The following is a 13,213-nucleotide window of genomic DNA, read 5'->3' as shown; positions in this document are numbered from 1 at the left end:
CCTCTGTCCCGGGGCGGCTAAAGCCGCAGCTGGAACTGCACGAAGCCCCGCAAACAGCGCGGGGCTCGTCTCTGACGACTGGTTGCCGCTCCGGCGCGCCGCAGCGTCGGCTACAACCCGCGAAGGCGGGTTTCGTGACCAGCCGCGATTTCAACCGCCTGAGATGATGCCGGCGGATCCGCTTCGAACCCGTTCGTCTCGTTCGACCATCCGACTCGCTGTCTGCCGTTCCGGGCCGCCGCGACGACCCCTTGAACGCTGTCCATCTTCGGTGTATCTTCGCTCATGCTTTCCGAGCTGCGGATCCGCAACTTCGCGCTGATCGACCGGCTCACCGTTCGTCTGGGGCCGGGACTCAACGTCCTGACCGGCGAGACGGGCGCCGGCAAGTCGATCATCGTGGGCGCGCTCTCGCTGCTGCTGGGCGAGCGCGCGTCCGCGGACGTGGTGCGCGCGGGTGAAGACCGCGCGTCGGTGGAAGGCGTGTTCGACGTGGCCGGGCGCACGGACGTGGCGCGCATCCTGGACGAGCGCGGCATCGACGCCGACGAGGACGGGCTGCTGGTCCTGAAGCGCGAGGTGGCGGTCGAAGGGCGCAACCGCGCCTGGATCAACGGCTCGCCCACGACGGCGGCGGTACTGGGGGAGCTGGGGCGCGCGCTGGTGGACCTGCACGGCCAGCACGAGCACCAGACGCTGCTGCGCCGCGACGAGCAACGCGCCATCCTGGACGCCTACGCCGCCGACGCGCCGCTCCTGGCCCGCGTCCGCGAGGCGCACGGCGCGGCGTCCACGCTGCGGCGCGAGATCGCGGGGCTGGACGCGCGGCGGCGCGAGGCGGCGCAGCGCGCGGACTTTCTGCGCTTTCAGGCGGAGGAGATCGAGGCCGCGTCGCTGCGGGCGGGCGAAGAGGAGGAGCTGGAGGACGAGGCCCGGCGGCTGAGCCACAGTGAAGAGCTGCAGGCCCTCTCCGGCGGGCTGGCGGACGCGGTGAGCGGGTCCGAGCGCGCGCTGCTGCACGAGGTGGGTTCGCTGCGCCGCCAGGTCGACCAGCTGGTGCGCATCGATCCCGCGCAGGACGAGGTGCGCGAGCTGTACGAGAGCGCCTACTACGCGCTGCAGGAGCTGGGTGAGCGGATGGAGCGCTACGCGGCCGGCATCGAGCACGACCCGCGGCGCCTGGACGAGATCCGCCGCCGCCAGGACCTGATCTTTCGGCTCAAGACCAAGTACGGCCAGACGCTGGACGAGGTGCTGGAGGTGGGCGCCCGCGCCCGCGCCGAGCTGGACCTGCTGGACAACGCGGAGTGGGAGCTGGGCGCGCTGCAGAAGAAGCTGGCGGCGGCGGAGGCGGAGCTGGCGGCGGCGGCGGCGGAGCTCACGGCGGCGCGCGAGGTGGCGATGGCGCGGCTGACCGGCGAGGTGAGCGCCGTGCTGCCGGAACTGGGGATGAGCGGCGGCGCCGTCTTTCGTGCTGAGCGCATTCCCTTGGCCGAGGCGGGTGCGTTCGGCGCGGAGGAGGTGGAGTTCCGCGTGTCGCTCAACCGCGGGTTCGAGCCCAAACCGCTTTCGTACGTGGCCAGCGGTGGCGAGATGAGCCGCATCATGCTGGCCATCAAGACCATCCTGGCGCGGCTGGACTCCGTGTCGACGCTGGTGTTCGACGAGGTGGATGCGGGGATCGGGGGGCGGGTGGGGCTGCAGGTGGGGGAGAAGATGCGCGACGTGGCGGGCACGCACCAGGTGTTCGCCATCACCCACCTGCCGCAGATCGCCAGCCGCGCCCACGTGCACCTGCTGGTGCGCAAGGGCGAGCGCGACGGCCGCACCACCACCGACGTGCTGCCGCTGGAGGCGGACGACCGCGTGCACGAGATCGCGCGGATGCTGGGCGGCGACCCGGAAAGCGCGGTGTCGCTGGAGCATGCCCGCGAGCTGCTGGACCGCGCCGTCGGCGTGTAGCGCCAGGTACGGGCGCGCCCCGCGCTTGCGGTAGTACGCCAGAAGCCCCGCCCATCCGCGCTCTGCGGGTGGGCGGGGCTTCGAGTATCGGGACGGAGCCTATCCACCCCGCAGTGATCTTCTTCTCCCAATCCGGGGAGCCCCGCCGTTCACCTCTGGCAAGGAGCAGGCGGATGGTTCTCCAGATCGCGCATCAGGTGGTGCGATCGACTTGCTTCCCTGCAGTGCGGCAGATCATCGACCGATCTACATCCCTCTCAAAAAAATTCTCATGGCCCCCTGCCGCATTCCATCTGCTTCCCGTTGCCGACAGCCCTACAAAAGATCGCGCCTCGTCGACCGACCCACCTTTATCCGACACCTGGGAATATCGCTTCGAAGCAGGAGATCAGAGGAAACGGCACGAGAAAACTCCGTTGACTCCGTTGACTCCGTGTGATGCCAATCTTTTCCTGCCCCCGCACAGCACCGAGCCGTGGCCGGTTCGAGCCCGTCCGAGTCTCCGCATCCCCTCGTCCAATCCTGCCTCCCGTGGCAGGTGATGTCGCGGGGGGAGTGGGCGGCGGGGCCGGCGGCGTCGCGGGCGGCTCCGTCACCACCGGACGCGGCGCGGGCTGGACGGGCGGCTCGGCAGCCGGCACGGAGTCCGGGCGCACCTGCGAGGGTACGGTGTCGAGGGGTGCGTCGGGCGGGGGGATGATGCTGTCGGTGCCGCGGCCGGGGAGCAGCGCACGGACGCGCCGCGGATCCATGAAGATGCGCCCCGTCAGCCGCACGGAGAACGCGTCCGGCGCCTGCAGCGTTCCCAGCACGGCCTCGGACGCGGAGAGCGTCAGCTCGAACGGCACCCGGGCCCGGCCGCGCGCGAACGCCTGCAGCGACGAGTAGCGCATCCCCAGCCCCAGCGCGTGCATCGCCCCGCCCGTGCGCCAGTCGAAGGGGCTGGGCAGCAGCGAATCCCCGGCCTCGTAGCGCGTGCGGGCCTGCGCCAGCATGGCGTACTCGCCGTGGAACGAGATTTCGTCCGTAAGCCGCCAGCGCGGCGTGACCGAGAACGCCACCCGCGGACCCGGCGAGCGCCGCGCCGTGGTCAGCGTGGTGTCCACGGGGAACGGCTGCGCGAGCGTAAACGGTTGGCGCTGCACGTCGGCGGGGAGCATCCAGTCGCCGCTGGCGGACACGTTCACGTACCAGCGCTGGGTGAGAAATACGTCGTTCAGCACGTCCACACCCAGCCCCAGGTGCCCGCCGCCCGGCGGAACCTCCGTGGGCAGCCGCGTGTCGCCGCTGCCGGTGGGGAGCCGCAGCCGCACGCCCAGGCTGGTGCGCAGCGAGCGGCGGATGATGGTGTCGGGGTGCGGCCACCCCGGCGGCCCGGGGATCAGCAGAAAGCGCGCGCCCAGCTGGATGTCGCCCAGGTGGTATGGGCGGCGCGTGGACACGATCCCCAGCGCCGCCGCCTCCGTTTCCGACAGCTGCGCACGCAGGTCGGGGCGCGCCAGGATGTCGTCGAAGTTCAGGGGGCGCGCGGGAAGCAGCAGCGTGTCGCCGCCCCCATCCTCCCGCGCCCGCAGCCGGCTTTGCAGCTCGATCCCGTCCGCCGACCCGCGCGTGGGCAGGAGCAGCCCGCGTCCCAGTTCGGCGTAGCGCGGGTCCAGCTCGGCCAGCACCCGGCGGTTGACCGTGGTGTCGGGGTTCAGACCCAGCGTGGCGCCGGTGAAGTACGGGCCAAACACCACCGTGCCGCTGCGCTCCAGCGGAAGGACCGCGAACACCGTCAGCCGGTCCGTGAGCCCGTAGCGCACGTTGAACGGCACCGACCGCACGTCGCCGCCAAAGCGGAGCGAAAGGGCGCCGGGGCTCAGGCTGAGCGGGTCCGAGGCCGAATCGGGGTCAATGGTGTTTGCGAACAGGTCGGTAAGCGCCGCCTGCACGGGCTCTGCCTGGCCGCCCAGCAGGCGGTTCGCCAGCGTCTGGTAGGGGCCAATCAGCTCCGCGCCAAAGGGCATGCCGTCCAGGCGCGTATCCCAGCCGGCGTACGATCCGGTGGCGCTTATCTCCAGCAGGCCGCGAGGCAGCACCCACGCCTCCGCCTCCTGCGCGGCGGCGCGCGCGGGGGCGGCCGCGGCCAAAAGGGCGAGCAGGGCGCAGGCGGCCCGGGACGACAGCTTCATCCGCCGTGAGTTCAGGATACGGGGAGTGGGAAAACGTGCGTCTACAGGCGGCTGACGGTAGCGTGCGCGCGGGGCGCTGTCAAACCGCGCGGGGTGAACAAATGCCTTGCGGGGGTTGACTCGCAGCCCCCGCGCCGATACATTCGCCGGGCGTTCGCGGCCTCAGACGGGGCCGCGAACGCGCGATCGGCGCCGTAGCCAAGTGGTAAGGCAGAGGACTGCAAATCCTCCACCCCCGGTTCGAATCCGGGCGGCGCCTCTCGGCCGGGTCACCCCCGCCGATTCCGTCGTCCCGCGGGGTTGACGGAACGCAGTGCCCGCGCTAGTTTTGGCGCTTACGCCCCGTTCGTCTAGTGGCCTAGGACATAGCCCTCTCAAGGCTAAAACACGGGTTCGATTCCCGTACGGGGTACTGGTTGTTTTTGAGAAATCTGGAGGGCAAAGGGTCAGGTCCCCGCAGGAAGCAGCCCACTCTCCGGCGCGGGCGCGGGTACCCCCCGGCCCGCGATACGGTCGCTTAGCTCAGCTGGTCCAGAGCGCTCGCTTCACACGCGAGAGGTCATAGGTTCAAATCCTATAGCGACCACTTCCATCGAATCGCCCCGCCGCATCCATGCGGCGGGGCTTTTTCGTGTCCGCCGTTCGGGAAGGATGGACGGCGGATCTGCTTCTCCGCGCATCCGGCAATCGGGTCGAACCACCATCGGTGCTAACAGATCGCCGGTGTATGTCCGCCCGCGATCAGTCCCGCGGCGGCCTTCGCGGATACGACTGCACGGCACCCCACACCCGCACCTCGCGCACCGCTACCCGCGGACCCAGGACAAAGAAGTAGTCCTCCCGATGAACCCATTCTCCACGGACAATCGTCAGGTACCCCTTCACTGTCGCATCCTGTTCGCGCGTCAGGGAGTCGACCAGCACCACCTTGCGCGTGCTCCGCTCCGCGACGGACGGGCAGGGAGCGATCAAGGCCCGTACCGCCTCCGGAAAGTCAGCCACCACGTGCTCCGGCGCGACTTCGAGAACTCTGGCCACCGAGCACCCGTCGAACTTCGTAGCGGTATCACCAAGCACAGACATTCGGTACGCCATGATGCTGGCGAGGGCCTCCGCCTTCCAGCTCGTCTCGGATTGCGCGGCAAGTGGGCTGCGCACGAGCAGGAGGACCGCGATCAGGAGCGTTGCTGCACGTGTCATCCTGGTATACATGAGTTGGAGCCGGGGTTCAGGAACGTGAACGGCTCATCCGTATCGTAGTCGCGCCCCTGCGAATCAACCGTCGGCCCAATCGGGCACACCTTCCCGGCCCAGTGCCACACCGTCCGCAACCTGCGCACCGCTCCCGCGCACGTAATCGTAATATCCAATTCGCAAAACGATTTGGCGTGAGAACCTGCAGTTGGGAATCATGAGTGTATTTGCGGATTCGGTGTAAGGCTATCCCGATCCCAGCAGATACGACTGTCCCCACAGGAGAGCCGCGCTGCCATACAGCCAGAGCTGAAGCCGGAACGGGGGAACCCAGCCGAGGTCGAAGAAGTCGATCGAAAACACGCTCCTGAACCACGTCCGCAACGCCTGCTTGAACTCTGCCGCGGTGCCGTAGATGGCGATTCCGATCGCCACGACGAGCAGAACGTCAGCGATGGCCAGGAGGATGGGATCGATGGTCACGGCCGATGCGCGTCGTTGTACGAGATTGGGGGGGAGCGCCCCAGAAAAATATCCCTACGTATGCCGCACCGGTCCGGTTGCATCCTCCGCGGCCGTTCCCCACAATCCGCGGATGACGAGCAACGAATCTTATCTGCGCGCCATCGACCGCGACGGCTTCGCGGTGGTGCCCGGTGTCGCCGGATGCGACGCGGTGGACCGGCTGCTGGACGCGATGGCGGAGGTCGACAGCTCCGCGGCGATCGCGCGGCGGGGGAGCGTACACGCCGTGCGCAACCTGCTGGAAGCGGTGCCGCGGGTGCGGGAGCTGGCCCGCTCCGAACCGGTGCGGGCGCTGGTGGAGCCGGTGCTGGGGGCGGAGTGCTTCGTGGTGCGCGGCATCCTGTTCGACAAGACGCCGGAGGCCAACTGGAAGGTGGCGTGGCACCAAGACCTGACCATCGCCGTACGCGAGCCGCGCGAGGCGCCGGGGTTCGGGCCCTGGTCGGAAAAAGCGGGGATCCCGCACGTGCAGCCGCCCGCGGAGGTGCTGGAGCGGATGCTGACCGTGCGGGTGCACCTGGACGCGTGCGGGCCGGAGAACGGGCCGGTGCAGGTGATCCCCGGCTCGCACCGCGCGGGGCGGCTGGCGCCGGGGGAGATCGATGGTTGGCGGGAGCGGGCGCCGGCGGTGGCGTGCACCTCGCCGCGCGGCGGGGCGCTGGTCATGCGCCCGCTCATCCTGCACGCGTCGTCACCCTCCACCCTGCCCGCGCACCGCCGCGTGGTGCACCTGGAATTTGCCGCGGACGCGCTGCCGCACGGGCTGGATTGGCACGGGCGCTGGTAGCGCCCGTGCCCCGGATCAAGGGGCGCGGGGCCCGCCCCGCGGCTGCAGCGCGGGCGGCAGCGGCGGCATCCCGGCGGGCGGAGCGCCCGGCTGGCCCATCCCCTGGGGAAGCCCGCCCGGCATCTGCGGCAGGCGGGCGCCCGGGTTGTTCGGCTGCAAGCCGGCCGGGATTTGCGGCACCCCGCTGCCGGGCCGCGCCCCCGGGAGCGCGTCCCGGCAGTAGGAGAACGGCACACGTACGTTCTCCGTCTCCGTGGGCGCGGCGCGCACGTTGGCGATCTTCTCCGCGTCGTCCGTAAGGGCCAGGAGGGTGGCGCGTCCCGGCCCTCCGGCTCGCATCACGCAAAACGCCCTGGGGCGCTGCATGAGCACGGGCGACAGGTACATCATGGCGATGTTGTCCAGGTAGTCCATCACCACGTACCTGGCGTTGGACTCGCGCGCAAAGGCGATCAGGGTGTCGGGGTTGTTGGTGAAGGGGTACGGCCGCGAGGGGTACCCGGACTGCGCCCAGAACAACGTGGGCTTGCGCGAAAGCACCGCGGCGTCCGCCGGCAGCTCACCCCGCACCGACGCCGCCAGCGCAAGAAAGTCCTGCCACTCCGCCGGCAGGCACGGGTGCGGCAGATCCGGCGTGTACGCCGCGCGGCACGAGCTGGAAAGCTTGACCTCGGCCACCACCTTGGGCACGCCGCCCACCGCCAGCACGCCGACCAGACCCGCCCCCAGCAGCAGCGGCTGTCCGATCCGCTTTCCCCCGGCCCGCACCACCTCGGCGGCACACAACAGCAGCACCGGCAGCGCCGGAAGCAGAAAGCGCTCGCCGGACCACTCCGAGGGCCAGATGAGCACCAGTCCCAGGTACAGGGGGAGCCACACCTCGGCCAGCCCGGCCCGGCGCACCCGCATCCCCCAACCCACCGCCGCCAGCACCAGCACCGTCACGCCCACCGCGATCGCCGGACCCGTGTCCCGGCTGCCGATCAGCAGGTAGGGCAGGTGGTCACCCCCGTACTCCACCACGTTGCGGGCGATGCGCTGCAGCATCCCCCCGAACGTCACCGTTCCCAGCGAGGGCGTGTACGGGTCCACGTACCACAGGTGCCCCGCGTACGAGGGGTTGCCCGCCACGCGCCCGCGCAGCCACCACGCCACCGCGAACGGACCCACCACGGCCGCGAACAGCGCCAGCGCGCGTCCGCGGTGCCGCCACGCCAGCCAGACGGCGGCCGCCACCACCAGCGGCAGGCCGGCGGAGCGGGTGACGTACGCCAGCAGCACCGCCAGCGCGCCCAGCGCCGGCGCGCGCCATCCGCCCGGCCACGGTTCCCCCGCTGCCGCCGCGCTTTCCACGGGCACCGCGGCCGGGTCCGCGCCCTGCTCCGCGGGCCTGGCCATGCGCGCAAACGCCCACAGCGCCAGCATGGTAAAGGCCCAGAACGGCACGTCCGAAAGCTCCCACCGCGCCAGGTCCACCACGCCCGGTGAAAGCGCCAGCACGCCCGCCACCGCCAGCGCCACGCCGGTGGTCGACACCCGCCGCGCCCACAGATAGGAGAGCACGACGGCCGCGCAGGAGAACAGGATGGACAGCACCTTGAAGCCCACCCACGGCTTGATCCCCACCGTCATCGCCCCCGCCAGCACCAGCGGCCACCCCGGCGGATACTGAACGTGCGGGCGCATGGCCGGGTCCCACAGCTCCTGATAGGTGCCGCGCTCCATGATGGACCGGGCCAGCGCCAGGTACGCGGCGTTGTCGCCGCCGTTGTGCAGGGTGGGGTCCAGCGAGAGCAGCGCCAGAATGCCGTGCAGCACCGCCAGCAGCACGGCCGCGTGCCACGGGCGCGCGCGCTCGCGCCACGTCTTCCGTAGGACGGGCGCGGGGGCCTGGGGTACGCGCTTGCGTGCGCGGGGCTTGGCGGGTTGGTTGCGGGGGCTCACGAATGGAAAGACGGTTGGCTGGATCGGGAAAGGCCGGCGGGGCGGTCGTGGAACGGCGTGGAAACTAGCGTGCGGGAACGCGTTGGACAACGCACGCCGCCTGCGCGTCCGCGGATCTCCACGCGATCGGGACGCGGACGGGCGGGACGGCTGTGCGCCGCGGCGCCACGCACGTATCTTTCGGCGTGCGGAAGCCGGACCCTCGCACGGGCGCCGCGGGTACGCCCCGCGACATCGAATCCATCGACCCCCCGTTCCCTGAAGTCTCCTCGCGCATGAAGCTGAAGTCCCTTCTCGTTGCCCTGGCGCTCACGCTGGCGTCCGCGACCGCCGCGGCGGCGCAGTTGCGGATCGACGTGAACATCCCCGCCAACCGCCTGCGGGTGCTGGACGGCGACAGCGTGCTCCGCACCTACCGCGTGAGCGTGGGCGTGGCCGGCCACGACACACCGGACGGCGAGTTCACCATCGAGCGGGCGGAGTGGAACCCGTCGTGGCGGCCGCCGCCGGGGCGCGAGTGGTCACGCGACGCGCAGTTCACGCCGCCGGGCCCCAACAACCCCATGGGCCGGGTAAAGCTGTTCTTCGCGCCGCTGTACTACATCCACGGCACGTCGGACACGGCCAGCATCGGCCAGCCGGCGTCGCACGGGTGCATACGGATGCGCAACCGCGACGTGATTGCGCTCGCGCGCCTGCTGCACCAGCACGCGCAGCCCACCGTGGCCCCGGCGGAGATCGACGGAATCCTGCGCCGCTCCGGCACCACGCGCTGGTCCACCTTTCGCGCACCCGTGCCGCTGGCCCTGCGCTACGACCCGGTGGAGATCGAGGGTGACGAGCTTCGCATCTATCCCGACGTCTACTCGCGCAGCCGCGTCCACACCGAGAGCGTGATCCAGGCGCTGCTGGCGACGGGGTACGACGCCCCCTCCATCGACCGCCAGCAGGTGCGCGCCGTGCTGCGCCGCGCGGGCGAGGCGGAGGGCACCTACACCGTCAAGCTGGCCGACGCGTTCCGGGGCCTGCGCCGCCGCGAGGACGTGGCGGCGAACTGAGCCGGATTGCGGTGGATGATGTAAAGCGAAGGGCGAGGCCGCGTGCCTCGCCCTTTCGCGTTTGGGTACCACATCAATTCCCTTGCGGGCACCGACGGGGCACGCGTCACGACATGCCACGCGGAAAGGGATCCACCTCCACCCCCATGGAGTGCAGCAGGTGCACGGCGTGGGTGGACAGGCCGCGGTCCAGCTGCTCCTGGATCTCGAAGATCTCGTCCGGCTGCAGGTGGTCCCAGAAGTTGCCCTCCTGGCCCGTGCGGATGCCGCGCGCGCTGCGCATCTCGCTGGCGCGCAGCACCGTGGCCTGCACCAGCGCGGGATCGGCGGGGTGGTCCAGGAACTCCAGCACCCGCACGAGCGCCGCCCCCGGGTCCGCATCCAGCTCGCCGTAGGAGAGCAGCATGGCGTCGCGGTGGGTGAGCAGCGTGGGCGCCCAGCTGTTCATGTACTCCATCCACGTGGCCAGTCCCAGCCGGGGATGCCGGATGAAGTCGCCCATGGAGCCCGTGTACTCCGGCTTTTCGTGCGTGTAGTAGACGTACGCCGACACCACCACGTCGTACGCGTTGCGCGCCAGGAAGGCCAGCGGCGCGCCGCGGTGCAGCTCCCAGGAGTACGGCTGATGGCACACCGCCGCCAGCGGAAGCCCCCGCCGGCCCCCGAACCGGTACGCGCGGCAGCCACGGGGCCCCTCCTGCACGTGGTCGGGCACCACCGCGAACACCGTCTGCGGCGTGACCTCGATGCCCAGCCGGTGGTGCGCGGCCAGGTAGTGCGCCAGCAGGTAGCGCAGCCAGCGTCCCCCGCTGCGGGGGTGGGAGCAGAGCAGGGCGTCGGTATCCATGGCGACGGCAAGGGCGAGGAGGTGCAACGCGCGCCCTGAGGCTAACGGGCAACGGGCGGAACGAGCAAGGCGGTGGCGGCCCCGGCGCCGTGCGGGGAACGTGAATTGCCCCGTCCGCCGCAACACCAGGGAGAAGGGGATGCGGCGGATGGGGGATGCACCGGGCGCGGGCGATCCGCGCGGCGGGGAGGCGCTGGACGCGTGCCTGGACGGCCGCGAGCGCGCGGCGGCCATGGAGGTGGTGCGCCAGGTGCGGCGCCGCGTGGGCGCGCGGCTGGAGCACGCGCTGCTCTTTGGCTCCAAGGCGCGGCGGCAGGCGCGGCCGGATTCGGATGTCGACGTGCTCCTCGTGTTCCGCCGCCTGCCGCCGGACCGCGAGCCGCAGGCGTCTGACGCGGAGCGCATCGCGGACAAAGTCGCGCGCCGGACGGGCGTGCCGGTGGGCGTGTGGAGCGTGTCGCTGGAGGATCTGGAGCAGGGCCGCCGCACGCCAATGCTGGTGGACGCGCTGGACGACGCCGTCCCGCTCTGGCCGGGCGCCGATCCGCCGCGCGTCCCTTTCACCCCCCTGGACGCCGCCTTCTGCGCGGCGCGTCTGCTGGAGCGGGTGGACGAGGGAGGCGAGAAGGTGGCGCGCAGCCTTGCCCGCGGCGACGACGAGTGGAGGCGCCGAGGGCGCGACGACCTGGTGCGCCTGTGCACCGCCGTGCTGTTGCTCGCCGGCGACACGCGCCCGCGCCGCGGCGACGCCATCCGCGCCTTTCTCGCGCGGAACCCGCGCTTCCCGCTCTCCGCGGCCGAGCGCGCCGTGCTGGCGTGGGCCGCCCGATCCTATCCTCGCGGCCACCTGGAGATGGACGACGACCATCCCGTCCCCCATCCTCCCACCGATCCCGCCGTGCTGCTGGACCTGATCGAGCGCCTCCGTGAGCTCGTCGCCTCGCGTGGCGCCTTCGCGGAGAAGGCCGTCTGCTTCGTGCACCGCTGACCGCGCGCCGGTATCTCCGCACTCACGCACTCACGCACTCACGCACTCACGCACTCACGCACCCGTTCACCCTCACACCCGTTCACCCTCACACCCGTTCACCCTCACACCCTCACACCCGTTCACCCCCACACGCTCCCGGGCGCGAGACTTGCTGTTTTCCCACCGCCGGCCGGACCGCCGGCCAGTACCGTGTAACTCCGCAGCTTACGCAAGACAGCCATGAGGCTCTTTCAGGCCGACACCCGGCAGCGGCGCTCGCTGGGCGCCGTGTTCGCCGTGACCTTCATCATCGCCGTCCTTCTCACCGCGTTCTTCCACACGCAGGTGATGACGGGCAAGGCGTACGCGGCGCGCTCGGAGGAGAACCGCCTGCGCGGCATTCCCATCCCGGCCCCGCGCGGCACCATCCTGGACCGCTTTGGCGAGGTGGTGGCCACCAGCATCACCTCCTACTCCATCGCCGTGCTCCCGGGCGACAGCGCCCTGGTGCGCAACACGCTCAACGACCTGGCGCCGTTCCTTGGGCTTGCGGGGACGGACCTGGAAGAGCTGATGGAGAAGCGCAACCGGCGGCCGCACGACCTGCTGGAGGTGACCAACCGCGCCACCTTCTCGCAGGCCGCCGCGGTCGAGGAGCGGCGCTCGGCGTTCCCCAACCTGATGGTGGTGGAGCGCCCGCAGCGCTTTTATCCCGCGGGCGAGGCGATCGGCCACATCACCGGCTACGTGACGGAGATCACCAAGGAGCAGCTGGAGCTTCCCGAGTACCGCCAGGCGGACTACAAGCAGGGGCGGCTGATTGGCCAGGCGGGGATCGAGAAGCAGTACGAGCTGGTGCTTTCGGGCCGCGACGGCGCGCGCTTCGTGGAGGTGGACGCCAAGGGGCGCGTGGTGGATCCGCGCGCCACGGTGGGCGCCCGCGCGCCGGTGCCGGGCAACCCCATGAAGCTCACGCTCGACCTGAAGCTGCAGGAGTACACACACGACATCTTTCCCGACACCATGAAGGGCGCCGTGGTGGCGATGGTGCCTTCCACGGGCGAGATCCTTACGCTGTACAGCAACCCCGGCTACGACCCCAACGCCTTTGTGGGACGCATTCCCGCGCGGCTCTGGGGGGCGCTGAACACGGACAGGGACAAGCCGCTGCTGGACCGCACCATCACGGCGCGGTATCCGCCCGCCTCCACGTTCAAGACGGTGACGGCGGCGATCGGCATCGAGCGCGGGCTGGTGACGCAGACCACGCGCATGCCCATCTCGTGCACCGGCGGCATGGCGTACGCCGGGCGCTACTCGCGCTGCTGGTACCGCGCGGGGCACGGCTCGGTGGACCTGGCGCAGGCCATCGAGAACTCGTGCAACGTGTACTTCTACCAGCTGGGCATCCGCATCGGGCTGGCGGAGCTGGCGCGGGCGGGAGCACGGCTGGGCTTTACCCAGCGCACGGGGATCGACCTGCCGGGCGAGCTGCCGGGGACGTTCCCCAACAGCGTGGCCTGGTACCAGGAGTACTTCGGCAACCCGGCGGTGCCGTCGGACGTGATGAGCCTCGCCATCGGCCAGGGGCCGAACGACCAGACGCCGCTGCGCATGGCGTATGTCTACAGCGCCATCGCGGGCAACGGCACGGCGCCGCCGCCGCACCTGGTGGTCAGCGACAGCACCCGCAACGCCGCGGCGGGGATCGACCTGGGGCTGGACGCCAAGGGGCTGGAGGCGCTGTGGGAG

At 70.9% G+C, this 13,213-nt stretch carries 10 protein-coding genes and 3 tRNA genes; 8 read left to right on the top strand and 5 right to left on the bottom strand.

Features of this window, described 5'->3' with window-relative positions; genetic code table 11:
• The first annotated feature begins 285 nt into the window (after window positions 1-285).
• The gene (gene recN / locus ACOJUJ_RS04950; protein ID WP_420125739.1) at window positions 286-1,962 is read left to right on the top strand and encodes a DNA repair protein RecN; all 1,677 of its coding nucleotides are present in this window, start codon (window positions 286-288) and stop codon (window positions 1,960-1,962) included.
• 350 nt (window positions 1,963-2,312) lie between these two features.
• Here the strand turns inward: recN and ACOJUJ_RS04945 are convergent, their stop codons facing one another.
• Window positions 2,313-4,136 carry a hypothetical protein gene (locus tag ACOJUJ_RS04945; protein WP_420125738.1) on the bottom strand — a complete coding sequence of 608 codons (1,824 nt, stop codon included), beginning with the start codon at window positions 4,134-4,136 and terminating at the stop codon, window positions 2,313-2,315.
• A gap of 188 nt (window positions 4,137-4,324) precedes the next feature.
• Here ACOJUJ_RS04945 and ACOJUJ_RS04940 point away from each other — a divergent pair.
• The 3 genes from ACOJUJ_RS04940 to ACOJUJ_RS04930 all read left to right on the top strand — a co-directional run bounded on the left by ACOJUJ_RS04940 (window position 4,325) and on the right by ACOJUJ_RS04930 (window position 4,722).
• Window positions 4,325-4,395, top strand: a tRNA-Cys gene (locus tag ACOJUJ_RS04940).
• An 80-nt stretch (window positions 4,396-4,475) separates the two neighbouring features.
• A tRNA-Glu gene (locus tag ACOJUJ_RS04935) sits at window positions 4,476-4,548 on the top strand.
• Window positions 4,549-4,647: 99 nt separating this feature from the next.
• Window positions 4,648-4,722: transfer RNA gene (locus tag ACOJUJ_RS04930), tRNA-Val, on the top strand.
• A gap of 155 nt (window positions 4,723-4,877) precedes the next feature.
• Here ACOJUJ_RS04930 and ACOJUJ_RS04925 read toward each other — a convergent pair.
• Both ACOJUJ_RS04925 and ACOJUJ_RS04920 read right to left on the bottom strand, forming a co-directional pair.
• A complete protein-coding gene (locus ACOJUJ_RS04925) occupies window positions 4,878-5,336 on the bottom strand; it encodes a hypothetical protein (RefSeq protein WP_420125737.1) in 459 nt (152 codons plus the stop codon).
• Window positions 5,337-5,576: 240 nt separating this feature from the next.
• Entirely contained in the window at window positions 5,577-5,813 is a 237-nt protein-coding gene (locus ACOJUJ_RS04920; protein ID WP_420125736.1) for a hypothetical protein, read from the bottom strand.
• A gap of 112 nt (window positions 5,814-5,925) precedes the next feature.
• Between ACOJUJ_RS04920 and ACOJUJ_RS04915 the strand changes: the two genes are divergently transcribed.
• Complete coding sequence (locus ACOJUJ_RS04915; protein WP_420125735.1) at window positions 5,926-6,642, top strand: phytanoyl-CoA dioxygenase family protein; 717 nt, start codon at window positions 5,926-5,928, stop codon at window positions 6,640-6,642.
• A 15-nt stretch (window positions 6,643-6,657) separates the two neighbouring features.
• Here the strand turns inward: ACOJUJ_RS04915 and ACOJUJ_RS04910 are convergent, their stop codons facing one another.
• Window positions 6,658-8,586, bottom strand: a complete 1,929-nt coding sequence (locus ACOJUJ_RS04910; RefSeq protein ID WP_420125734.1) for a hypothetical protein — start codon at window positions 8,584-8,586, stop codon at window positions 6,658-6,660.
• Between the two features lie 275 nt (window positions 8,587-8,861).
• Between ACOJUJ_RS04910 and ACOJUJ_RS04905 the strand changes: the two genes are divergently transcribed.
• Window positions 8,862-9,644 carry a L,D-transpeptidase gene (locus ACOJUJ_RS04905; RefSeq protein ID WP_420125733.1) on the top strand — a complete coding sequence of 261 codons (783 nt, stop codon included), beginning with the start codon at window positions 8,862-8,864 and terminating at the stop codon, window positions 9,642-9,644.
• A 106-nt stretch (window positions 9,645-9,750) separates the two neighbouring features.
• Here the strand turns inward: ACOJUJ_RS04905 and ACOJUJ_RS04900 are convergent, their stop codons facing one another.
• Window positions 9,751-10,491: a sulfotransferase domain-containing protein gene (locus tag ACOJUJ_RS04900; protein ID WP_420125732.1), complete on the bottom strand. Its 741-nt coding sequence runs from the start codon at window positions 10,489-10,491 to the stop codon at window positions 9,751-9,753.
• 100 nt (window positions 10,492-10,591) lie between these two features.
• On the opposite strand from ACOJUJ_RS04900, the gene ACOJUJ_RS04895 reads away from it, so the two are divergent.
• Together ACOJUJ_RS04895 and mrdA are read left to right on the top strand one after the other, a co-directional pair.
• Window positions 10,592-11,479: a nucleotidyltransferase domain-containing protein gene (locus ACOJUJ_RS04895; RefSeq protein WP_420125731.1), complete on the top strand. Its 888-nt coding sequence runs from the start codon at window positions 10,592-10,594 to the stop codon at window positions 11,477-11,479.
• Between the two features lie 222 nt (window positions 11,480-11,701).
• Window positions 11,702-13,213: penicillin-binding protein 2 (gene mrdA, locus ACOJUJ_RS04890; protein WP_420125730.1), on the top strand; the 1,512-nt coding region annotated here is incomplete at its 3' end.

The organism is Longimicrobium sp. (genome assembly GCF_048594345.1).
Lineage (GTDB): Bacteria > Gemmatimonadota > Gemmatimonadetes > Longimicrobiales > Longimicrobiaceae > Longimicrobium.
The sequence above is the reverse complement of the archived record's forward strand: the minus strand, read 5'-3'. Positions and strand labels throughout refer to the sequence as shown.